Source organism: ANME-2 cluster archaeon (assembly GCA_019429385.1).
Taxonomy (GTDB): domain Archaea; phylum Halobacteriota; class Methanosarcinia; order Methanosarcinales; family Methanocomedenaceae; genus Methanocomedens_B.
The window spans coordinates 30,255-53,575 of sequence record JAHYIS010000006.1 but is presented as its reverse complement, the minus strand read 5'-3'; the positions used below and the strand labels follow the sequence as shown (position 1 = coordinate 53,575).

The following is a 23,321-nucleotide window of genomic DNA, read 5'->3' as shown; positions in this document are numbered from 1 at the left end:
AAAAAGGAGATTTTGATGACTGAAATTTCAAGCATGCTTATTACCCACGTAAAGGCCAATGTGGAAGATATTGAAAAACTTCATGCCTGGCATGGCGGCGTTGACAAAATACTGGAAAGATTATATTCCCATGAACTGGTGGAAGAATGTGCCGTGCTTATGACCTGTAACAGGGTTGAGGTCTATGTAGTTTCGCCCAAAGGCAGCAAAGTACTCTTTCATTTTGCCAGGATGATGAAAGTCCCGAACCTCATTGTTGACTTCCTTGACCACGAAGAGTCGATGCGCCATCTCATGCGGTTGACATCCGGTCTGGAGTCCATGATAGTGGGTGAGGACCAGATACTGGGACAGGTAAAGGACCTGTACAATCTCGCAAAGCAGACCGGGACCACGGGCAAGATGCTGGATACAGTGTTTAGCAAGTCCATTCAGGTGGGCAAGCGGGTACGCAACGAGACCGATATTAACAGGGGTTCTGTGTCGATAGGTTCTGCTGCTGTGGAATTAGCAGACGATGTCCTTGGAAATCTTGACGGAAAGACCGTGATGATAATCGGGGCAGGAGAAATGGGGTCACTGGTTGCACGGGCACTTGCGAATAAGAATATTAAGGTTATTTATGTAGCCAACCGTACTTTTGAGCGGGCCGAGACCCTGGCCTGTGAACTTAATGGAAAAGCCATTAAATATGACCTGATACATGAATATATCAGGGAATCTGATGTTGTTATCAGTGCAACTGCAGCACCCCACATGGTCATCACCAAAGAGATGATGGAAGGAGTCATGAAAGAGCACAAAAGAGACATTCTGCTGATTGATATTGCAAATCCAAGGGACATTGATGAGTCAACAAAAGAAATAGATGGTGTCAGGCTGTTCAACATTGACAGCTTGAAAAGTATCAGTGAAAAGAACCTTGTGCGGCGCAAGAGTGAGATATCAAAGGTCGAAAATATCATTGATGAAGAGTTAAGACTGTTAAGGATTCAATACAAGCGCCAGCAGGCTGACAGGATCATTTCGGCACTTTATAGCATGATAAACGAAATCCGGTGTCATGAGCGGGATGCGGCCATTAACAAGTTGAAAGCTTACCATACCATCGGTGAGATTGAAACTGAAGTATTGAACGACCTGACCCATTCAGTCGCTAACAAAATACTGGCAGAGCCTACAAAGATCTTGCGTAATGCAGCTGAACATGATAATGAATTGTTCCTGGACACAGTGGCCGAACTGTTCAGGCTTAATGGTAACAGGAATAATAAGAACAACTAACAGGCACGGGATATTATGTTTACAAATACTACCAGGTTCCCCACAACAAGATTGAGACGACTCAGGACACCGGCAATACGGCGCATGGTCAAAGCCACGACCCTGTCAGTGGATGACCTGATAGCACCCCTGTTCATAGACGAGAACCTGGAAGCTCCCAAGCCTATCCTGTCCATGCCGGGGTTCAGACGGGAGACCCCTTCTAGTGTGGCGGATGAAGCCAAAACACTGGCAGACCTGGGAGTTCCGGCAGTGGTCTTATTCGGGCTGCCCAAAGAGAAGGACGAGACAGGGTCACACGCCCACGGTGACAATGATGTTGTCCAGAATGCGACCCGTGATATCAAAGCTGAACTGGGGGATGATATGGTGGTCATCACCGACCTGTGCCTTTGCGAGTATACCACCCATGGACACTGCGGTATGGTGGATTATGAGACCGAAGAGGTTTTGAACGACCCGACCCTGCCCATCCTGGGTAGGACCGCTGTGAGCCAGGCCCGGGCCGGCGCAGATATTGTGGCACCTTCGGGAATGATGGATGGCATGGTGGCCGCTATCCGCAGTGCTCTTGATGAGAGTGGTCTTTCCAATACACCTATCATGTCATATGCAGCCAAGTATTCCTCATCGTTCTACGGACCGTTCAGGGAGGCAGCTGAATCGGGATACAGTTTCGGGGACCGTTCAACGTACCAGATGGACCCCGGGAATAGTGATGAAGCCCTGAGGGAAGTGGAACAGGACATCCTGGAAGGGGCCGACATTGTTATGGTAAAGCCCGCCCTGCCATACCTGGATATCATTTACCGGGTAAAGCACGAGTTCAGAATGCCTACGGCTGCCTATAATGTGAGCGGTGAGTATTCCATGGTAAGGGGTGCCGTGGATAAGGGCTGGCTGGATGAGAAGGCCATCATGGAATCACTTATTTCCATTAAACGGGCCGGAGCGGATATGATCCTCACCTATTTTGCAAAGGACGTGGCGACAAAACTCAAAAAATAGATATGCATTCTACACACCATTCAGTCTGAATATGTATAGTCCACTCCATGGAACTTTCTCCTGTTATCCATATATATCTATGATTATATCTATTAGACAATAAATTTATACTTTAATGCAGGATACTTCTTACAGGTGGTTATTATACAAGGATTAACTGATATCGAAAGAATCCCCAGCGGTGTACCTGGGATGGACCAGATCATTGAGGGTGGTTTCCCTAAAAAGACCAACATACTTCTATACGGTCAAAAAGGGTCCGGTAAAGCCTCGATGTGTATCCAGTTCGCAAGAGCCGGACTTATAGAGGGAGAACAGGTACTGTATATATCCACCCAGCTGCCCCTGTATGATATGAGGGCCAAGATGGGACAGAACGGGCTTGATGCCCGGAAATATGAATCCCAGGAGAATCTGGTTTTGGTCAATCCATTAACAATGGAAATAAGTGGTATCGATGTAGATGAAAAAATGCATGCAACGCGGTTCATAGAGGTTGAACATAACATTTCCACCATTGCGAGTCTGATAAATCAGGCAAAGCGGAAACTTACCAAAAAAGAGATACGCATCGTTTTTGATTCCCTCACTGGTTTGATATTGAACACTTCGGACGAGGGAATTAAGGAACTCAATAACCTTATCGAGACCATGACGCGACGCGTCAGGCTGCAAAAACACGTTGCGCTCTTCACACTTGACCCAAGCATAGATGCGCGGACAATTGAAAGGTTAAAGTTCATAATGGATGGTTTTATTGAATTCAAGGCGAACCTTGATGCCGATATACCTGAAAGGAAGATTATTATTCATTATCTGCTGTACACTGGGAAGGCAATGGGCAGGTACAATTATATCTTCACATCTGATGGCATTGAAATAAACCGCTATTAAAAAGGATTTTCTTGTTACAGGAATGGTAATAATGAGCTATTTTTCTGCCTTTTTGTTCCTAATTATCATTCCACCGACGAACTGGTACCACTGGTATATCATTGCTATAAAAGCAGCCAGGAAAATTATCTCCGAAATCTCCCAGAGATAGAATACTTTTTTTTCAACATTGAATCTGAGAAAACCTGTAACAGCATTCACTGCAAAGCAAGCAGAGGCGATGGATATGTATTTCCAGGTTTCGTTCAGGATATCCATGTTTAAGAATAAACGGGCGCGGATGATGTCAGTATCTAATTTCCTGGTTATAAGCAGTATCTGGAATATTAAAAACAGAATTATAAATGCAGCACCTATATTGTATAGCCATATAAAAATATTCACATAATCCAATTCTGAACTAACCAAAAGTACCTACCTCATTTTTTGACGAACTAATATTACTATTAAAATGATAACATATATAATTGATGGTGATTCTCTTGAGATATTATTTACAGTGTATGGATGTCATACTATAACATCTATACTTCAGTATGTGGTGTCGTGTTGTATATCATCTATGAGATAATATACTCAAGTTGTTCCAACCTCAAGGGAGGATTTACTTACATCAATTTATATCGATGATAGATTATACTTATATCTACTATCAGGTAGTATTTTCATTGTAGCAGGTGGTGTATTTAGCATAGGATCGAACCAGGTTTCAACCGGTAAAATAAACATAATCATCTCAAAAGAAGATCTTGCCAGCCAGAACATTAAGAATATCCTGCTGGATATCAGAGATTGGTCACCTATAAATGTTGATTGTCCTTCCGTGATTACCTCATTCGAGTTCAAGAAATTCACGATGGTTGAGATAGATGGGTTACATATCTTCCAGGATGGGCTGGACAGGCGACTGGAAGAATGCGGGCTTGATTCTGATATTATTATATTTGCGTCAAGGCATCGCAGTAAAGATGGGCGAAGGATACTCACGGTCCATCATACAGGGAATACAAAAGAAGCGAAATTGGGTGGAAGTCCAATGGAACTGGCTTCGGCTGCACCCCAGGCAATGCGTTCCCTATACATGAATCTCAGGACATTGAGTAAAAATGAGGATTTTGAAGTGTCCATCGAGAGTACACATCACGGTCCCAGCGATCTCAAAACGCCATCCCTGTTCGTGGAGATAGGAAGTTCAGAAAAGGAATGGGTGGACTTGCTTGCAGGACGTATTGTGGCAAATGCAATACTTATGCTTGACAGTGATGACGTGCCTGTAGCTATTGGCTTTGGAGGTAACCATTATGCTCCGCGCCAGACCAAACTGATGGAAGACACAGAGATAACATTCGGGCACATATTTCCTACCTATAAACTGGATGAACTGGATGAAGTAATCATCAGGCAGGCGTTTGAGCGTTCATGTGCGGATTTCGCCTATCTGGACCGTAAATCAATGAGTGCAAAACAACGTAACCGACTGATCTCTATTATTGAGGGGCTTGGGTTTGAAGTGCTGAGGGAAAGTGACATCAGGGAAATGGACGGGGTGCCATGGCAATTGTGCAAGGAACTGCGCAGGAGGATGAATGATATTTGTCCATCAGGTCGTGCACATATAACGGAAGGAATAAAATGCGAGTTCAAGAATGCCTGCCATGGATGCGCGTGTCCAAAAGTAAAAGTAACAAAAATCAGTCCGGAACTCTTGCAGGAAGCTGAAAAACTGGGCCGGTCGAGGCTTGAGGAGTTCCTCGCAGCCCATAGCATAGCATACCTTGAACACAAGAATGGCAAATTCTCACATGTACTCATAGGAATCGATGACGACTGCGCCCGTCTTGTGGCTGATGATTTGACAAATGAATGCATTAATATACTAAAAGAACACTACGATATACGGTACGACCGAGATGAGGGTATGCTATACCTCATTACTGAAAAGTTCAATCCGGAACTTGCCAGGGAACTTGGAATAACTTCCGGGCTCATGTTCGGTGCGCTGGCAAGAGGAGAGACCGTAACAGTAGACAAAAGGACGATAAGTCCAGAAATGGTTCATGAAACGAATCAAAGACCAATAAAAGTTCGGACCATTAATATAAACTAAAAGGTTTTAAATGTTTGAGGGATGAAAGGATGGAATCCATTATTAAAGAAGCCATCACCAGGGCAAATTTGGAAGGCAGGAACCAGGAAGCGTTACTAAAAACACGTAAGGATGTGGGGCAGACCGATGCAGAGCTGGAAGCGGTTCTTCAACAATTGAAAACAAACATCCGCGTGGTCGGTTGCGGTGGTGGCGGTTCGAATACCATCCAGAGAATGACCGAAGAAGGTATATCGGGTGCAGAACTTTATGCACTCAACACGGATGCACAGCATCTTTTACATATCAATGCCAGCAGAAAGATACTGATAGGCCAGAAAAAGACCCGGGGATTGGGTGCCGGCAGTTTGCCTCAGATTGGTGAAGAAGCTGCAAAAGAGAGTGAGGATGATATCAAATCCTCGGTCGAGGGAGCAGATATGGTATTTATTACTTGCGGCCTTGGCGGGGGTACAGGTACTGGCTCAGCGCCGGTAGTTGCCGAGCATGCACGCGCGGTAGGTGCATTGACCATTGCCGTGGTCACCTTGCCATTTTCCGTGGAGGGTTCAGTCAGGCGCACGAATGCAGAAGCCGGCCTGGAGCGTCTCAGGGATGTGGCCGATACGGTCATTGTTGTACCTAATGACAGATTATTGGAAGTAGTACCAAGATTGCCTCTGCAAGCGGCATTTAAGGTTTCGGATGAAGTGTTGATGCGGGCAGTGAAGGGTATTACTGAACTCATCACGAAACCCGGTTTGGTCAATCTGGACTTTGCTGATGTAAGGACCGTCATGCAAAAGGGTGGTGTCGCGATGATAGGCCTTGGTGAAGCCGATGGTGAGGATAAAGCTGTCGAATCTGTACAAAAGGCACTGCGGAGTCCCCTGCTTGATGTGGACATTTCAGGAGCAACTTCAGCACTTGTCAATGTGGTGGGCGGACCTGATATGACCATTTCAGAAGCAGAGAGTGTGGTTCAGGAGGTCTACAATAAGATCGATCCCGAAGCACGTCTCATCTGGGGTGCACAGGTAGATCCCGCACTGGAGAATTCAATCCGTACCATGCTGGTAGTGACAGGTGTGAAATCTGCTCAGATCTATGGTAAAGGCAGTGGCAAGAACATTACCAGTCGCTTTGGTATTGATTTCGTAAAATGAAAGTATCATCTTGATTGACAGGTAATCTCCTGTCAATCGAAAGGTTTTTTTAGTACCGGGCCTGATAAGAGGAAACTTCATCTCAACAGGACTGATTATTGATCATATATACAGGAAGTGAAACCAATTGGTAAAGGAAATAAAATCTACACCTACAATACCGTTAAAACTCAGTGAATATACGCGGATATTGAAACTGACCCGCAAACCCACACGAGAGGAGTTTACAATGATAGCCAAGGTATCAGGTGCAGGTATTCTGATAATTGGGTTGATCGGGTTTATAATATATTTCTTCCTGACCGAAGTTCCAAAATTGGTATGATTCAACCAAAGATTATTATATGAACCAGACCTTATGGGGGGAAGTGAGCAGTCACATGAATGAGGATGTAATTGAAGATACTGAGATATATGTGGTAAAGACTACGGCCAACCAGGAGCGTTCGGTTGCAGGTCTCATTGCCAAGATGGCAGAAAAAGAGCATCTTGATGTCCGGGCAGTTCTTGCACCTGATGAGTTGAAAGGCTACATATTGGTTGAGGCCCCTTCACCCGAACAGGTGGAACATGCCATACAGACACTACCCCATGCCAGAAGTCTTATCAAAGGAGCATCCACATTTACTGAAGTGGAACATTTCCTGACACCAAAGACTGCAGTGGTCGGCATCACTGAAGGTAGTATTGTAGAACTTATCTCGGGTCCCTTTAAAGGAGAGAAGGCCAGGGTCAAGCGAGTTGATGAGACCCACGAAGAAATCACTGTTGAACTGTTCGAGGCAATGGTACCCATACCCATCACGGTACGTGGTGATAATGTGAGGGTGCTAAAACGTGAAGAAGATTAGGATTATGTCCAGTATTTTGTATTATAATAAGAGGTATTGAAGATGGGTCAAGTTGTTGAAGCATTAGTCCCTGGTGGAAAAGCCAATCCCGGTCCCCCTCTGGGTCCGGCCCTTGGTCCTCTGGGCGTTAATATTAAGGAAATCGTGGATAGCATTAATGAGAAAACTGCAGACTTTAACGGTATGCAGGTTCCTGTGAAGATTATCTTTGATGCTAAAAAGAATTATACTATCGAGATTGGGACACCTCCCACATCCGCGCTGATATTGAAAGAACTGGGCATTGAGAAGGGTTCAGGACATTCTGGAACCGATATGGTAGGCAATCTGAGCATTGAACAGGCTGCAAAAGTGGCACGGATGAAACGTGATAGTTTGCTGGCTACGAATTTTAAATCTGCAGTAAATGAAATTATCGGCAGCTGTGTACCTATGGGTGTTACCGTGGAAGGTATGGACCCCCGGGAAGCACAAAAAGCAGTAAAGAACGGGGATTTCAACGACAGGCTCGAATCATAAGCGATTCGACCGATAGTTTAAAGTACTTATCGTGCAGTAAAAGGTACTCCCTAAACAACCGTAGCAGACCTGACGGTCGGTTGCACATGTCGCAAATACTACGGAGGTATGTATGACGTTAAATGATACAATACAAGCAGTAAAACAGGCGCTTGAAGCAGCGCCCGAGCGCAAATTCACTGAAAGCGTTGACATTGCATTTAATCTTAAGAATATTGATATGAGTCAGCCCGCAAACCGTGTGGATGAAGAGATCATCCTTCCAAACGGGCTGGGTAAATCAATTAAGATTGCTGTTTTTGCAAAGGGCGATATTGCCCATAGGGCAACCAAAGCCGGCGCAGATATGATATTGGACCCTGAAGAGATAGAAAGTCTTAAGGATAACAAGAATAAAGCACGCGAGCTGGCAAATGATATCGATTTCTTCATATCGGATGTGGCGTATATGCCTATCATTGCCAAATCTCTCGGACCTGTTCTTGGTCCCCGGGGTAAAATGCCAGAACCACTGACCCCTGATAAAAATATAGAGGATATCATCAAAAAGGCAAAGAACTCTATCAGGGTACGGAGCAAGGACAGGCTCACGTTCCATCTTCCCGTTGGACGCATGGATATGGACCCTGAAAAACTTGCCCAAAATGTGCAGTCGGTCATTGACAGGATCGAACATAAACTTGAGAAGGGCAAACATAATATCAGGTCTGTTTATGTCAAGACCACTATGGGACCCGCAGTGAAGGTGATGTAATATGGATGAAATACACCACAGCGAACATATACCCAGGTGGAAGAAGGACGAGATCGAGGAAATCAAGGCTAAGATTAATGAGTATCCTGTTGTCGGACTGATAGGAATCCACGGACTACCTTCAAAACAGTTCCAGCAGATGCGCTCAAGCCTGAGAGATTCGGTGCATATCAAGGTATGCAAGAACACTCTGATACAAAGGGCAATGGAAGAGTCCTCTGATGGGATCAAATCCCTGGAAAAGTATATTGACCAGGAAACCGGTCTGATATTTTCCAATACGAACTCGTTCAGAATATTCAAACTCCTCAATTCAAGCAAGACCCCATCACCAATAAAGGGCGGCATGGTGTCACCAAAAGATATTGTTGTTGAGAAAGGTCCGACCTCTTTCCCTCCTGGCCCGATTGTCGGTGACCTGCAAACGGCTGGAATACCTGCCGGTATTGAAGGGGGAAAGGTTGTTATCAGGGAAACAAAGGTTGTAGCAAAACAGGGAGAAGTGGTTTCTCAAAAACTGGCGGCAATGTTAAACCGTCTGGAGATATTTCCTCTTGAGCTGGGACTGGACCTGAGGGCAACGTTCGAGGAAGGTACATTGTTTGAAGGATCTGAACTTGCAATTGATGAGGCATTATACACACAGAACTTTATATCTGCTGCCAGACAGGCATTCAACCTGTCAGTCAATGCGGCATATCCGACCAGTACTACAATAAAGGCCCTGATAGCGAAGGCAGTTTCAGAGTCAAGGAACCTGGCGGTCAATGGAGTAATATATAGTCCTGATGTGATGGATATATTGATGTACAAAGCCCAAAGTGAGATGTTAGCTCTGGCGATTGTATTGTCAGATGAAGCACTGGACGATGATTTGAAAGGTCTGCTGGGTGCACAAGCCACGGCAAGGCAGCCACAAGCCGAAGAAAAAGCAGAGCCAACAGATGAGGTCGCAGAAGAATCAGCGAAAGAAGTAACCGAAGAGGATGCCGCCGAAGGGCTTGGTGCACTGTTCGGATAGAATTTGAATAAATTACAGTCAACAATTGATAAAAGGTGATAAGAAATGGAATATGTTTATGCAGCACTATTACTGCACAATGCAGGGAAAGAAGTCACGGAAGAAGCAATCACAGCCGTACTTGAGTCTGCAGGTGTAGAAGTCAATGTAGTAAGGGTAAAAGCCCTGACAGCATCGTTAGAAGATATTGATATTACAGAAGCTATCGAGAAAGCCGCGTTCGCAGCACCAGCTGCAGCAGCACCCACCGCTTCAGTCGCAGCTCCGGCAGCAGTAGAAGAAGCAACAGCTGAGGAAACTGCTGAAGAGGCAGAAGAGAGCGGAATGGAAGGACTTGGCGCACTGTTCGGTTAAATATAATACCATAGTTCAAACTTTACGGGCTGGGTTGAACGTTCCAGCCCTACTACTTATTTTTAGTGACCTGCAGAATTAGTTTTCGGCATTTATACAAGAACCATTCGTTCCCTGTACAATCATCTATTGGTTATGTATACAGTTACCCTTTGTGTAAAATAATTGATCCAATGTCAGTTATTCTTCAACTCTACCGGACAGGCTGTCATTTCAAGGAGATGGGCTTCACCTTCATGGGAACCTCTTGCAATGAGCACATCGTTGCCCATAATCCTGGTCCTTGCACTGGGTCGGTATATCCATCGGCTGCCTCGTTTCACCGCCATGATATACATACCGGTCTCGGTAGTAAGTTCCAGTTCACCCAGGGTCTTGCCAACAATGGGCGAACAGTCATATACATTGATCATTGATATCACTTCATCCGATTCTCGGACTGCCATCATGAAGATAGGATGCAGTTCTATCTCTCGGAGTACAATCTCAGCAATCTCATAAGCGGCGTCAGAAATATATTCCGAAGCGTTTGCAAGATGTAACAGACCCCTTAATTGGTCAACATCATCCATATGCTTGGCACTCTCAAGCACCCAGTGCTGGAGGTCGTACTTCATCTGGTCCATCTCTTCTTCCAGTATCCGGACCTCATCTGCGATTTCCTTGTTATAGAACAGTACAGCGGAATAGGCCAGACCTACCGAAAGTTCTGATTTGTTCTTCATCTCTATTACGATATCCACAGCTTTTTCCAGGTCATCAATGGTCCCGGTGGATTTGAACTCACGTTTTACAAAAGGCTTTCCTGTGACCAATTCCGTAAAAAGGGGTAGTCCTTCATCATGACCTCGTGCGAACAGGATATCCCCTGCCAGAACAGATGTATCCCATTCAGGGTCATATATCCAGGACGAACCCTGCCGTATGGCTATGACACCCATACCGGTTTCGGTTTCAAGTTTTAGTTCACCCAGTGTCTTACCGATAATGGGGCTATCTGGTTCTATTGTTACCCGCGTAACTGTTTCTTCGGCTTCGCGAATATCTGCCTTGAGTTCAGGCGGGATGCCCATCTTGAGCCACACGATATTTGCAATATCACCTGCAGCATTGGCAATATTCTCTGCTGCTGATGCTGCTTTCAGGACTCCGGATAACTGGTGGGCATCGTCGATACTGCGGGCAGCCTGCATAGCCGTTATCTTCATGTAATATTCAAGAGTATCCACTTTTTCTTCCAGGCGAAGTACTTCTTCTGCTATGTCTTCATCGTCATAGATAACAGCAGAATATGCCAGGTCAAGCATAAGTTCAGAAGTATCTTTCATCCCTACAAGGAGCTCTTTCATATTCTTTGAACAATGTTCAATTTTTCGTGGCATAATAAATCTACCTGAATAGCAGTCTATTTATGTTAACGATACATAAAACCACCGATGAGGGATTGAAATGACAGATTTTGAAGATGATACTTTCACTGATATGTCATTCTGGATATCCCTGCAATATCAAATCACCCGTTCTACCCTGAAGGAAGGGTTCTCAGGTCTTTTATTAATGAGCATCATGAGTCTGGGAGCTGGAATGGTTCTTGGTATGATGACAGACGTGCTTGAAACCATGCCAGGATTGATACTCCTTATCACCCCTGCTATCGGTATGAGGGGTAACATCTTCGGGGCTATGGGTTCCCGGTTAGGTACAGCCCTTCATACCGGTATTTTCTCCACGTCATTAAAGTCCAACAGCATACTTAGCCAGAACATCTTTGCGTCTATGGTCAACACATTTTTTGTTTCCTTTGCCCTGGGTGTGATGGCAAGGGTGCTGGCGTTACTACTGGGTATAAACAGTATCGGTCTGATTGAGTTTGTATTAATATCAATGATAGGGGGAATTATTTCAAGTGTTTTCGTCCTGTTCATTACTGTGGGCGTTGCAGTTACCGGGCATAACCGGGGATGGGATATTGATAATATGAGTGCGCCCATTATCACGGCTGCCGGTGATATGGTTACCTTGCCTGCCCTTTTCTTTGCTGTTATAGTGATGAGCTGGGTTGGGGCGAGTTTTCATACTATTCTGTTCATCCTGTTTAGCGTAATAGTACTGGCAATAATCTGGCTTACCGTTCGTTCAGGGCCGGATATTATGAAGCGGATCGTGTATGAGAGCATCCCCATTCTGTTGATTGCAGGTTTTATGAGCACCATTGCCGGCCTGATAATCAACTCAAAAATGGATGGTTTCCTGTTATTGCCTGCACTGCTTGTTATGGTTCCACTCTTCCTGGAAGATAACAATGCACTGGGAGGCATTCTTACATCAAGGTTGTCCTCAATGCTTCACACCGGTATGTTCAAACCAAACCTGTTGCCCGGAAAACAGATATTGCCAAATTTCCTGCTGATATATCTTTACTCGCTGGTGGTGTTCCCGCTTGTCGGGATATCGGCTTTCGTTGCAAGCATGTTTATTGGGATTGCTACCTCGGATGTATGGACTCTTGTATTTATCAGCACGGCTGCAGGCCTGATGGCTGTAACTATTGTAAACCTTGTGGGGTATTATGTTGCTGTTGCAGCTTACCGGTTCAGGCTGGACCCTGATAACCATAGCATACCCATGATGTCCAGTATTGTTGATGCATCTGGTTCTGTTTGTCTTGTGGCTGTACTTATGATGACGAATATGGTGTAATATCAATAGTTGTAAGCCTAAAAAAAATCACAAATTATATTTTGTCTCGCCTGATAAATTATTAAATAAATTCAAAGGACCGAAATTGACACAAACAACACTCAATTATTTACAAAACCGGAATCTTTTTTCCAATCATTATCTTGAGTCGCTAATAGTAGATGAACCTGTATGGCAGGAAGATATTACAGAGACGTTCAATCGAGCAAAGGAGATTTACCGCAGCCGGAAGGATAGCTGGAAAAATCTGGATGAATCAATGCTTGAGCAATTCTTAATTAAACCGATTTTGGAGCAAGTTCTCGGGCATCATTATATTCCACAGGCCAGGGTCGAAAAAGGTTCAAGGAGGCCGGATTATGCGTTCTTTGAAAACGATACTGCCTTAAGCGAGGCGCTGGAACGTAAAGGGAGTGATGACCTTTATCGTAAAGCCATTGCGGTGGGCGATGCAAAAAGATGGAAAGTATCGTTGGATAAAAATGATAAATGGGGCAGTAGTGAATTTAAATACCAGAACCCGAGTTACCAGATCGACCAGTATCTGCATAAGACCCAGGTTCAGTGGGGCATTCTTACCAACGGGCATCACTGGAGGATATACTATAATGAGACCAGTTATAAGCTGGATAGTTATTACGATGTTGACCTTGTTACGATCTTCGAGATAGGTGATGTAGAGGGATTCAAGTATTTCTACCTGTTTTTCAGGCGGGATGCTTTTGTAAAAGAGCTTGACGGCAAGAATTTCCTGGACCGGGTATATGATGACAGCGTTAAGTATGCAAAGGAATTGGGAGACAGTCTCCAGAGGAATGTTTATGAAGCCATGAAGGTTATCTCTGAGGGGTTTTTTGCCCGGTCTGAGAATAACCTTGTTCCTGATGAACATATGTTAAAGGAAGTCCAGGAAAACACGTTGAGACTGCTTTATAGATTGTTATTTATTTTCTATGCTGAAAGCGGGAAACTTCTTGATATTGGTAACCAGGCATATAGTGCCCTCAGTCTCGAATCTGTTAAAAATGATGTTGCCGGGAAAATTGATGACAGGGAACTTATCTTACCTGTCACTACAGATTACTGGAATAAACTGGATACTCTTTTTGCATTGATCAATGAAGGCAGCGAATCAAAAAGGTTCGGGCTTCCAAAAGAAACCCTTTATATTCCAGCTTACAATGGCGGCCTGTTCGACCCTGATAAAAATCCTTTCCTGCACACCCACAAAGTCGGTGATGATTATCTTGCCAGAGCAATTAACCTGATGGCAAGGGATGATGGCGATTTTATAGATTATTCCACACTTGGGACAAGGCAGCTTGGCTCTATTTACGAGGGGCTGCTTGAATATAAACTGAAGGTGGCTGAAGAAGACCTTGTGGCTATTAAGGAGAAGGGGAAGGAGAAATGGATAGCCAAAAAGGATGCCCAGGGTAAGAAGACCTTTGATGAAGTTACGGCAGGTTCTATATGTCTCGGCACTGACAAAGGTGAGCGCAAGGCTACTGGTTCGTATTATACACCTGATTATATTGTGAAGTACATTGTGCGCAATACCCTTGGCCCTGTACTTGAGGAGAAGCGGAAAGCCTGGTCTGAAAAGGGTCTGGGTGAGCGTCCGTTCTTGCATGACATATTGGATATCAAGGTACTGGACCCGGCTATGGGCAGCGGTCATTTCCTGGTTGAGGCATCTAAGTTGATGCTCGATTTATTTCCAATGGGGCTCAATTTGATTACTTTCAGTCTGCTTACCAAAAGGATTTGACTATTTAGCATAAATGATATTATAAAGGAATTCTATCATTAGAATGGAATTTAAATATGTAAAATATTTAGTTCAAATCAATGTTAGATAAATTAAATAATTTTAGAATATTATATATACACTAATAAACAAAATGTAATCGACTTATTGTGATGACCTATGCTTTCAGATTCCGAAATTCAAGTCTTAATTAATGATGTTAAACTTTTCTCTTCAAAAAACTTGAATGAAATACGACTCAAAAACAAAGAAAATCGCGCATATAGAGAATATGATTTGGATGTAAGGTCAAATTCTGGTAAAAATTTTAGGCTAAGAATAAGAGAAAATACATTAAACGTCTTTGACTTTTCCGTGATATTGATTTATGTAGATGAAAAAAGAAAATATCACATATTGAGAAGATATAATGGAAAGCATATTCATAAGAATCAAATTGAAAAGAACAAATTCAGAGATTTCCATATACATAAAGCAACCCAGAGATACCCAGAGGCTGGGTTCAGAATTGATGGATATGCTGAAGTAACAGATGCATACAACAATTGGAAAGATGCTCTCACAAAAATGCTAATTGATTGCAATTTTAAGGGAGATATTTCTTTCTTAAATAATTTTAATTAGGTGGTAATATGGACATCGAATCACTTGAAAAAGAATTCAGAAAAAAAGTTTGTGATGAAATTGAAATGTTCCCTGAAGGTAAAGATAGGTTTATAATTTCAGCTCCATTTACCTTTGAAGATGGAGATTTTTTAAATATAGTTCTTAAAAAGAATGGGAACGGATGGTATTTTACTGATGAAGGACATACTTTCATGCATCTATCTTATGATGATTTAGATTTCGAGAGAGGTAAAAGGAAAGAAATAATCAATTCGGTCCTCAAGACTCATGATCTTGAAAATGATAGTGGGGAATTAAAATGTTTTGTTGAAGATAATTATTTCAGTGATGGATTTTACACTTTTATCCAGGGACTAATTAAAGTAACAGACATTGCCTTTACTAAAAGAGAACGTATTAGATCATTATTTTACGAAGAATTCCAAGAATATTTAGTGGGGCTTTTTGGAGATAAATGTAATTTTGACTACAAAGAATCTAGTAAAGACTCTAGTGGAAAGTATCCTGTAGACTGTTATGTTGAAAATGAGATGCCATTATTTATTTTTGGTATATATAATAATGATAAATGTCGTGATGCAATGATTACCTGCCTAACATTTGAAAGGTGGGGATCTTCTTTTACTTCTATAGGTATATTCGAGAATCAAGAAGACATTAATAAGAAAGTACTTGCGAGATTTAGCGATATAATTGAAAAACAATATTCAAGTTTGAGCTCATCCAAAGAACGGTTACCCGATTATCTTAGTAAGATTCATATGTTATCTTAAATACTCATGGGAATTGCAAATTTTGCTCATGCCAAATCTAAAAAGGGAGCAAAAATCCCCCATTCCGCAATCACGGTATACCCCGTACAGTATCTGGGTCCCGGGTCCCCTAACTTTACCGATAACCAGCGTGGAATTACCCCGACCGCCGCGCCGCCCTTGTAGATGAGGCAATGGCATTGTTCTCCCGGAATTTTCCGAAAATTATACATTACAGCGGCTGGAATATAGCACCATGAGTTTTGAAGTGATACCTGCTGTGGACCTGAAAAGTGGAAAATGTGTGCAACTGGTGCAGGGTGTGCCCGGGACTGAGATGGTTTCGCTGGATGACCCTATTGCTCAGGCACTTAGATGGGTGGATGAAGGAGCACAAACGCTGCATCTCATCGACCTGGACGGCGCCATCCAGGGCGAAAGGATAAACGCTCTTACTATCGAAAAAATTGTAGCCGCCACTGATGTCACTATTGAAGTGGGCGGAGGCATAAGGACTGCAGGTGATGTGGAGGCGTTGCTGGGGCTTGGCGTGGACAGGGTGATCATCGGTACGGCTGCCGTGAACGACCCGGGTTTTGTGCAGCAGATGTCTGATAGATACGGAAAAGAACATATCATGGTCTCCCTGGATGCCAGGAACGGCAAAGTGACCACTCACGGGTGGGCCAGGACATCTGACTTTACCCCGCCTGAACTGGGCCGCAGACTTGAAGATATGGGTGCGGGCAGTATCCTGTTCACCAATATCGATAGTGAAGGACTGCTAAAAGGTGTGGACCCCGAACCCACCCGTAACCTGGTCGAAGCAGTGAACATCCCGGTAGTGGCATCAGGCGGCATTACCACTGCCGATGATGTGAGGATAATAAAGGATACGGGTGCTGTTGCGGTTGTTGTTGGAAGTGCGTTATATACGGGACGGCTGAGCCTGTCCGAGGCCATTCAGGCTGCCAAGAGGTAGGAAACCTACCAGTTTATACTGCATCAGTGATATGACATTCCTATATATTCTATTCAATCAATATAATCATCCGGAAGTCGGGATATGAGAACTGCAAAAGAGAAACGGAAGACCAGGGAAACGTCCATTGAACTAAAACTCAATCTGGATGGGAGTGGTTTGGCAGATATAGATACTGGTGTGGCTTTTTTTGACCACATGCTAACTTCCATGACACGGCACGGTGGACTTGACCTCACAGTACAGGCCCGGGGTGATGTCCACGTTGATGAGCACCATACCATCGAGGATGTAGGTATAGTGTTGGGTACGGCACTGGACAAAGCGCTGGGGAATAAGAAGGGTATTGCCAGATTCGGCGAGGCACGGGTGCCCATGGACGAAGCACTGGCTGAAGTAGCGCTTGACCTGGGAGGGAGGAGTTACCTGACCTTCGATGCCAGGTTCATGAGCCCTAAGGTGGGAGATTTCGGGACCCAGATGACCCGGCATTTTTTCGAGTCACTGGTTAGCAACGCGGGTATCAATGTACATATGAAGGTGCAGGGTGAGAACGACCATCATAAGGTCGAGGCACTGTTCAAGGCATTTGCGGTAGCACTGCGGCGAGCTTTGGTTGTGGGCGGGGATAGTGTTCCCAGCACAAAAGGTGTACTGTAATACTATTTGAATGTGGGATTTTCTGTTCCCTGGAAGATCTCACCTTTACTTCTATCGTTGGGTTCGATAGTAACTAACGTGTTTTTTTTTCCAGCCAGACTGTAATAATAACTCCTGTGAGTTGTTATTCTACAATGATTTCGTTCCAATATTGGTGAATTACCGGAAAATATATATATAATGTAATCCGATGTACCTTGTACATCATCATTATTATAATAATTATAGCAATGGATAAAGTTGATGGAACATTGTAAAACACGGTGGTAATGGTGCTGCTCAGGAAACGCTCTAAAAAGCAGTAATAACGTAACGATGAAAAATATCCTCCAGTAAGAAAAACGGGACCACATTCAAAACATGCGTTTTTGAGGGGACGCACTGGATGTGGTTCCGGTTTATTCATTTCTTTTGTTGCATACTGTTCTGAATGATAATTCCTATTTTGTCTCTCTTTGGTAATCATGATATTCTTCGGTTTACGTGCGTGAAACTGAATAAATCCATACCTTTAATGCTGATTAAAACCAATAGAAGGACCATCAAAAGCACAGGCAAATCCTCGCTATTGGCGGGATGGACTTGAGCATAGAGAGTCATGTTCTATACGAGCATGAAACATCACAAATCGGAACGGTGATAATTTATGGTAATAGGTGTGATAATGGTCAATGTGGTGCCGGGTCAGGAGAAGACCGCATACAACGAACTCCAGAAGATTGATGGTATCAAGGATATGTATCATGTGTTTGGAGAATTTGATTTTGTCGTTATCAGTGAAGTGGAGGGCCTGAGTACCCTGAACAAACTGGTCGACACAATACGCGAAAGTGAGAACGTCACCGCCACTCAAACGGTAGTAGGGGCAGAACTCTGAACACTTCCTGTTTTCATCTGCGGCAGATTAAATCAAAAATCTCATATTTGATAAGTGACATACTCCATGTCGTAAAAACGGATAGTAATTTCTAAAAAAAGAGAAGGGGAAATTTAGTGGCACAACCAATAGCAGAAGAGCTTGCAAAAAAACAGCGTGCCATAAGTATCGCCGAATTCTTTGAAAAGAACCGGCAGATACTGGGTTTCGACTCTGCACCCCGCAGCCTGCTCACCGCAGTGAAGGAAGGTGTGGACAATTCGCTGGACGCCTGTGAAGAAGCAGGGATACTACCTGATATCATGGTCAGTATCGAGGATGCCGGTGGGGAGAATGTTGGCCTTGTCATCGAGGATAATGGTCCCGGCATAGTCAAGGAACAGATACCCAAGATATTTGCCAAACTCCTGTACGGCTCACGTTTCCATGCCATTAAGCAAAGCCGCGGCCAGCAGGGTATCGGTATATCAGCTGCCGTGCTGTACAGCCAGCTGACCACGGGCAGGGCCACGCGTATCATATCCAAGATAGCAAGGGACAAACCGGCCTATTACTATGAACTGATAATCAACACCAGTACCAATGAACCCGAGATACTTGAGGAAAAGATAGTGGACTGGGACCGCTCCAGAGGTACCCGGGTAGAACTGGAGATGAAAGCGTCCTATGTCAAGGGGCGGCGCCAGAGCGTGCTTGAATACTTGAAGAGCACTGCTATTGTCAACACCCATGCGAGGCTCACCCTGGTAGAACCGGACGGCAATACCATTGTATTTGAAAGGGCCGTGGACATCATCCCCGAACCTGCACAGGAAATATTACCCCATCCCGAGGGTATTGAACTGGGTACGCTCATCAAGATGCTGCGCTACACTGACAGGCAGAAACTGGCCCCGTTCCTGCGATACAGTTTCTCCCGTATCGGGTTGCAGACCGCAGAGGAAATATGCAAAGTTGCACACCTTGACCCCGAAAGTGACCCGCACAACCTTCAACTGGCAGATGCAAAAAAAATCATTGATGTCTTTAAAAAAGTGAAGATATCGGCACCTCCTACCGACTGCCTCTCCCCCATCACTGAATCCCTTATCTACAAGGGATTGGAAAAAGAATACAGTGTAGATTTTATTGCCACGGTCAGCCGCGCGGCTTCTGTGCACTCAGGTCATCCTTTCCTGGTGGAAGCAGGTATTGCGTATGGCGGCAGCCTGGGTAAGGAGGACAGGGTCAATATCTTAAGGTTTGCAAACCGTGTCCCTCTGCTGTACCAGCAGGGTGGGTGCGGTATCACCCATGCAATTGAGAATATCAGGTGGAAGAACTATTCCCTGAACCAGCCTGGTGGCAGTATACCTGCAGGTCCAGCCGTCATAATAGTTCACGTGGCTTCCACCCATATACCATTCACTTCTGAGAGCAAGGATGCTGTGGCAGACGTTCCCGAGATCATGGCCGAGGTCGAACTTGCCCTGAAGGATGTGGGGCGCAAGCTCAAGATATTCCTCTCAAAGCAACAGCATCTGTCCAGGCGACGGGAGAAAGAAGAGATCATCAAGAAGTTACTGCCAAGAATAGCAGCGAAGGTCTCACAGGTGCTTGACAAACCCACACCTGACATCACACCTATCGTGGCCAAGGTTATGGGTAATCTGCTCGTACAGCGCAGAGTTTCCAAAAATGGTGACGGTTACCAGGTAGAGATTGATATCCGTAACTACGGTGATGCAGCTTTTGCAATCAAATTGCATGATACCCACCAGTACCCGGTAAGAGATGCCCATCCTGAACCAAAAACCATTTCCATGGGCAGGGATAGTGACCATACCTGGAAACTGAACCTGAAAGCTGGTGAAAGAGAGACCATCAGATACCACCTGCCTTTTGTATCTGAAGAAGAAGCAAACGCCTTGCCCGGCCTGATAGTTGAAGGTGCGGATGAAGCAATGGTCAATGGCGCCAAAGCCGTAAGAGGGTATGTAGATGAGTGAACAAAAACAGCAGCGTGATAAAGTGGCAAAGAAAGCGCTTCTGGGCATAATAGAGCAGTTCTATGACCAGTTCGAGCACCAGAAGGTGCCCAATATCGTGATGCCCACGCGTACCAAAGCCAATATCGAGTACAACAATGACAGCGAAGTGTGGGTGTACGGGGACAGTACCAGCGTCCGCAGTGCTAAGACCGTAAAAGGTGCAAACCAGATACTGAAGATGTCCTATGTGGTGGAACTGCTTATCAAGGAACATCTTGAGAACAACCGTGGCTCGACGTTGAGGGAGTTGTATTACATCTCAGAGAACTGGGACATAGCCAAGTTCAATGAGCAGCCAGAAAGCGACCGCATGATCGAGGACCTTGAGATAATAAGTGCCCTGCAGCGGGAATATTTCCACATGAGGCCTGAAGAGGACGGTGCAACCCTGTTCGGGTCCTTGAAGCTCAAGGAGACCACAAAGAGGGGCGAGCGGATAATACACTGCCGTGACGATGTGGGCGAAGGTGGCTACCAGATACCGTTCAATGTTGAGAACGTAGAGTTCCTCGAACACGATGCAAAATTCATTATCGCTATTGAGACAGGCGGTATGCATGCCAGGCTTATCGAAAACGGTTTTGATGAAGACCACAATGCTATTCTGGTGCACCTTAAGGGCCAGCCAGCCAGGAGTACCCGCCGCATGTTAAAACGGCTTAATGAAGAACTGGATCTCCCGGTGGTAGTGTTCACTGATGGTGACCCGTGGAGTTACCGGATATTTGCCAGCGTGGCGTATGGTGCTATAAAAAGCGCACACATGTCAGAATTCATGGCAACACCCGCTGCGAAGTTCATTGGCGTACAGCCCAGTGATATTGTGGAGTACGACCTGTCCACTGACAAGCTGACCGACCAGGATATCAAAGCTCTGCACAGTGAACTGAGTGACCCCAGGTTCGATTCTGAGTACTGGAAGACCCAGATACAGTTACAACTTGACATCGGCAAAAAGGCAGAACAACAGGCCTTTGCAGGGAAGGGTCTGGACTTTGTGACCCAGCGGTATTTGCCCGAGCGGCTTACTGAGATGGGGATAATTTGATAATGTTAATAATTTTTGGAGACCATTAATGATGGATAAACAATACGATGCTGGTAAGATACAGGTACTTGAAGGACTGGAAGCAGTGCGCAAGCGCCCCAGCATGTATGTAGGCAGCACAGACACCCGCGGACTTCACCACCTGGTATATGAAACGGTTGACAACAGTATCGATGAAGCACTTGCAGGGTACTGCGAAAATATTGAGGTCACTATCAACCGGGATAACTCGGTGAGTGTACTGGATGATGGACGTGGCATTCCCGTGGATATGCATGAGAAATTCCATAAATCCGCTCTTGAAGTGGTCATGACCATGCTCCATGCCGGCGGTAAGTTCGATACCGAGTCGTATAAAGTTTCAGGAGGTCTGCACGGTGTTGGTGTTTCCGTGGTGAACGCCCTGTCCGAATGGATGGAGGCCGAAGTATACCGCAAGGGGAACGTGCACTTCCAGCGGTACCAGCGCGGAAAGCCCATGGGTGACGTTGCCGTGAGGGGGGATACTGACAGGACAGGCACCAAAATCACCTTCAAACCAGATTATGAGATTTTCGAGACGGTTGATTTTAGTTTCGAGACCATATCCAAACGCCTGAGGGAACTGGCATACCTGAACAAAGGAATTAAGATCAATATCAGGGACGAACGCACAGGCGATGAGAAACTGTTCCATTATGAAGGCGGTATCGTTGCTTTTGTAGAACACCTGAACAAGAACAAGAATTCACTACACCAACCACCGGTATATTTCCAGAAGACCAAGGACAGCACCCAGGTGGAGATAGCTATCCAGTATAATGACAGTTATACAGAGACGGTGTTCTCATTTGCCAATAATATCAATACCCACGAAGGCGGTACACACCTGAGCGGCTTTAAGGCGGCCCTGACGCGTGCCGTCAATGATTATGCCAGGGACCGCGGGCTTGTAAAAGGCAGCGAAAAGCTCTCTGGTGAGGATATCAGGGAGGGGTTGACCGCCATTATCAGTGTGAAGCTCACTGAACCCCAGTTCGAAGGGCAGACCAAGACCAAGCTGGGTAACAGCGATGTCAAAGGTATTGTGGAGACCCTGGTAGGTGAGGGGTTGCGGGAGTTTTTGGAAGAACATCCCAAGGAAGCAGATACTATCATAGGCAAATCGGTGCTGGCAGCCCAGGCAAGGGATGCTGCCCGCAAGGCAAGAGAACTGACCAGGCGTAAGAGCGCTCTGGAAGTGTCTTCACTGCCGGGCAAACTGGCTGACTGCTCAGAGAAGGACCCGCGTCTTTGCGAAGTGTACCTGGTAGAGGGTGACAGTGCCGGTGGTTCGGCCAAACAGGGACGGAGCCGTAAGACCCAGGCAATATTGCCGCTGAGGGGTAAGATCCTCAATGTTGAGAAGGCCAGGTTGAACAAGATACTCAAGAACAATGAGATACGTGCCCTGATAACCGCAATAGGTACGGGTCTTGGTGATGATTTCGATCAAGCGAAGGCCAGATACCATAAGGTGATAATTATGACCGATGCCGATGTGGATGGTGCCCATATCAGGACACTACTGCTTACTTTCTTCTACCGTTACATGAAGCCGTTGATAGAGTTGGGATATGTGTACATAGCCCAGCCGCCTCTGTACCGCATAAAGAAAGGAAAGGTCACCCAGTACGTTTACACTGATACCGAGAAAGATACATTAGTGGAAGAGCTGGGTAGTCAGGGAGTCGGAGTGCAGCGCTTCAAGGGTCTGGGCGAGATGAATCCCGACCAGTTGTGGGATACCACCATGAATCCGGAGACCAGGACACTTATACAGGTCACGCTGGACAATGCCATGGAAGCGGATGAGATTTTTACAATACTTATGGGCGATAAGGTGGAGCCCAGGCGGGAATTTATTGAACGGCATGCAAGGGAGGTGAAGAACCTTGATGTCTGATGAGCTTCCCGGG

Annotated in this window: 23 protein-coding genes; 21 read left to right on the top strand and 2 right to left on the bottom strand. The window is 45.1% G+C overall.

Annotation, left to right across the window (positions count from 1 at the left end; genetic code table 11):
* The first annotated feature begins 15 nt into the window (after positions 1 to 15).
* The 3 genes from hemA to K0A89_03740 all read left to right on the top strand — a co-directional run bounded on the left by hemA (position 16) and on the right by K0A89_03740 (position 3,186).
* Entirely contained in the window at positions 16 to 1,284 is a 1,269-nt protein-coding gene (hemA, locus tag K0A89_03750) for a glutamyl-tRNA reductase (GenBank protein MBW6517598.1), read from the top strand.
* A 15-nt stretch (positions 1,285 to 1,299) separates the two neighbouring features.
* Positions 1,300 to 2,292 carry a porphobilinogen synthase gene (hemB, locus tag K0A89_03745; protein MBW6517597.1) on the top strand — a complete coding sequence of 331 codons (993 nt, stop codon included), beginning with the start codon at positions 1,300 to 1,302 and terminating at the stop codon, positions 2,290 to 2,292.
* A gap of 135 nt (positions 2,293 to 2,427) precedes the next feature.
* The gene (locus K0A89_03740) at positions 2,428 to 3,186 is read left to right on the top strand and encodes a hypothetical protein (protein MBW6517596.1); all 759 of its coding nucleotides are present in this window, start codon (positions 2,428 to 2,430) and stop codon (positions 3,184 to 3,186) included.
* 36 nt (positions 3,187 to 3,222) lie between these two features.
* On the opposite strand, the gene K0A89_03735 is transcribed toward K0A89_03740, so the two are convergent.
* A complete protein-coding gene (locus K0A89_03735; protein ID MBW6517595.1) occupies positions 3,223 to 3,444 on the bottom strand; it encodes a hypothetical protein in 222 nt (73 codons plus the stop codon).
* Positions 3,445 to 3,877: 433 nt separating this feature from the next.
* Between K0A89_03735 and K0A89_03730 the strand changes: the two genes are divergently transcribed.
* From K0A89_03730 to rpl12p, 8 genes are all read left to right on the top strand, one after another.
* Complete coding sequence (locus K0A89_03730; protein MBW6517594.1) at positions 3,878 to 5,293, top strand: hypothetical protein; 1,416 nt, start codon at positions 3,878 to 3,880, stop codon at positions 5,291 to 5,293.
* Positions 5,294 to 5,322: 29 nt separating this feature from the next.
* Positions 5,323 to 6,438, top strand: coding sequence for a cell division protein FtsZ (ftsZ, locus tag K0A89_03725; GenBank protein ID MBW6517593.1), 1,116 nt, complete (start codon positions 5,323 to 5,325; stop codon positions 6,436 to 6,438).
* A gap of 127 nt (positions 6,439 to 6,565) precedes the next feature.
* The gene (locus K0A89_03720; protein MBW6517592.1) at positions 6,566 to 6,763 is read left to right on the top strand and encodes a protein translocase SEC61 complex subunit gamma; all 198 of its coding nucleotides are present in this window, start codon (positions 6,566 to 6,568) and stop codon (positions 6,761 to 6,763) included.
* A gap of 55 nt (positions 6,764 to 6,818) precedes the next feature.
* Positions 6,819 to 7,289 (top strand): transcription elongation factor Spt5, encoded by a 471-nt coding sequence (locus tag K0A89_03715; protein MBW6517591.1) that lies wholly within the window; start codon positions 6,819 to 6,821, stop codon positions 7,287 to 7,289.
* 42 nt (positions 7,290 to 7,331) lie between these two features.
* Complete coding sequence (locus tag K0A89_03710) at positions 7,332 to 7,808, top strand: 50S ribosomal protein L11 (GenBank protein ID MBW6517590.1); 477 nt, start codon at positions 7,332 to 7,334, stop codon at positions 7,806 to 7,808.
* A 112-nt stretch (positions 7,809 to 7,920) separates the two neighbouring features.
* Complete coding sequence (locus tag K0A89_03705) at positions 7,921 to 8,562, top strand: 50S ribosomal protein L1 (GenBank protein MBW6517589.1); 642 nt, start codon at positions 7,921 to 7,923, stop codon at positions 8,560 to 8,562.
* A gap of 1 nt (position 8,563) precedes the next feature.
* On the top strand, positions 8,564 to 9,583 hold the full coding sequence (locus K0A89_03700; GenBank protein MBW6517588.1) for a 50S ribosomal protein L10: 1,020 nt from the start codon (positions 8,564 to 8,566) through the stop codon (positions 9,581 to 9,583).
* Between the two features lie 45 nt (positions 9,584 to 9,628).
* Entirely contained in the window at positions 9,629 to 9,937 is a 309-nt protein-coding gene (rpl12p, locus tag K0A89_03695) for a 50S ribosomal protein P1 (protein MBW6517587.1), read from the top strand.
* Between the two features lie 176 nt (positions 9,938 to 10,113).
* On the opposite strand, the gene K0A89_03690 is transcribed toward rpl12p, so the two are convergent.
* On the bottom strand, positions 10,114 to 11,322 hold the full coding sequence (locus K0A89_03690; GenBank protein ID MBW6517586.1) for a potassium channel protein: 1,209 nt from the start codon (positions 11,320 to 11,322) through the stop codon (positions 10,114 to 10,116).
* Positions 11,323 to 11,386: 64 nt separating this feature from the next.
* On the opposite strand from K0A89_03690, the gene K0A89_03685 reads away from it, so the two are divergent.
* The 10 genes from K0A89_03685 (at position 11,387) to gyrB (ending at position 23,308) form a co-directional block, all read left to right on the top strand.
* On the top strand, positions 11,387 to 12,637 hold the full coding sequence (locus K0A89_03685) for a magnesium transporter (GenBank protein ID MBW6517585.1): 1,251 nt from the start codon (positions 11,387 to 11,389) through the stop codon (positions 12,635 to 12,637).
* 85 nt (positions 12,638 to 12,722) lie between these two features.
* Positions 12,723 to 14,408, top strand: a complete 1,686-nt coding sequence (locus K0A89_03680; GenBank protein ID MBW6517584.1) for a hypothetical protein — start codon at positions 12,723 to 12,725, stop codon at positions 14,406 to 14,408.
* A 159-nt stretch (positions 14,409 to 14,567) separates the two neighbouring features.
* Positions 14,568 to 15,032 carry a hypothetical protein gene (locus K0A89_03675; GenBank protein MBW6517583.1) on the top strand — a complete coding sequence of 155 codons (465 nt, stop codon included), beginning with the start codon at positions 14,568 to 14,570 and terminating at the stop codon, positions 15,030 to 15,032.
* An 8-nt stretch (positions 15,033 to 15,040) separates the two neighbouring features.
* Positions 15,041 to 15,808: a DUF1828 domain-containing protein gene (locus K0A89_03670; protein MBW6517582.1), complete on the top strand. Its 768-nt coding sequence runs from the start codon at positions 15,041 to 15,043 to the stop codon at positions 15,806 to 15,808.
* 235 nt (positions 15,809 to 16,043) lie between these two features.
* Positions 16,044 to 16,769: a 1-(5-phosphoribosyl)-5-[(5-phosphoribosylamino)methylideneamino]imidazole-4-carboxamide isomerase gene (locus tag K0A89_03665; protein MBW6517581.1), complete on the top strand. Its 726-nt coding sequence runs from the start codon at positions 16,044 to 16,046 to the stop codon at positions 16,767 to 16,769.
* 84 nt (positions 16,770 to 16,853) lie between these two features.
* The gene (gene hisB / locus K0A89_03660) at positions 16,854 to 17,429 is read left to right on the top strand and encodes an imidazoleglycerol-phosphate dehydratase HisB (GenBank protein MBW6517580.1); all 576 of its coding nucleotides are present in this window, start codon (positions 16,854 to 16,856) and stop codon (positions 17,427 to 17,429) included.
* A 646-nt stretch (positions 17,430 to 18,075) separates the two neighbouring features.
* Positions 18,076 to 18,306 carry an Lrp/AsnC ligand binding domain-containing protein gene (locus K0A89_03655; GenBank protein ID MBW6517579.1) on the top strand — a complete coding sequence of 77 codons (231 nt, stop codon included), beginning with the start codon at positions 18,076 to 18,078 and terminating at the stop codon, positions 18,304 to 18,306.
* Positions 18,307 to 18,422: 116 nt separating this feature from the next.
* A complete protein-coding gene (locus K0A89_03650) occupies positions 18,423 to 20,294 on the top strand; it encodes a DNA topoisomerase VI subunit B (GenBank protein ID MBW6517578.1) in 1,872 nt (623 codons plus the stop codon).
* Positions 20,287 to 21,384, top strand: a complete 1,098-nt coding sequence (locus K0A89_03645; GenBank protein ID MBW6517577.1) for a DNA topoisomerase IV subunit A — start codon at positions 20,287 to 20,289, stop codon at positions 21,382 to 21,384. Before K0A89_03650 ends, K0A89_03645 begins: the two co-directional genes overlap by 8 nt.
* 31 nt (positions 21,385 to 21,415) lie before the next feature.
* Complete coding sequence (gene gyrB / locus K0A89_03640; protein MBW6517576.1) at positions 21,416 to 23,308, top strand: DNA topoisomerase (ATP-hydrolyzing) subunit B; 1,893 nt, start codon at positions 21,416 to 21,418, stop codon at positions 23,306 to 23,308.
* Positions 23,309 to 23,321 lie beyond the last annotated feature (13 nt).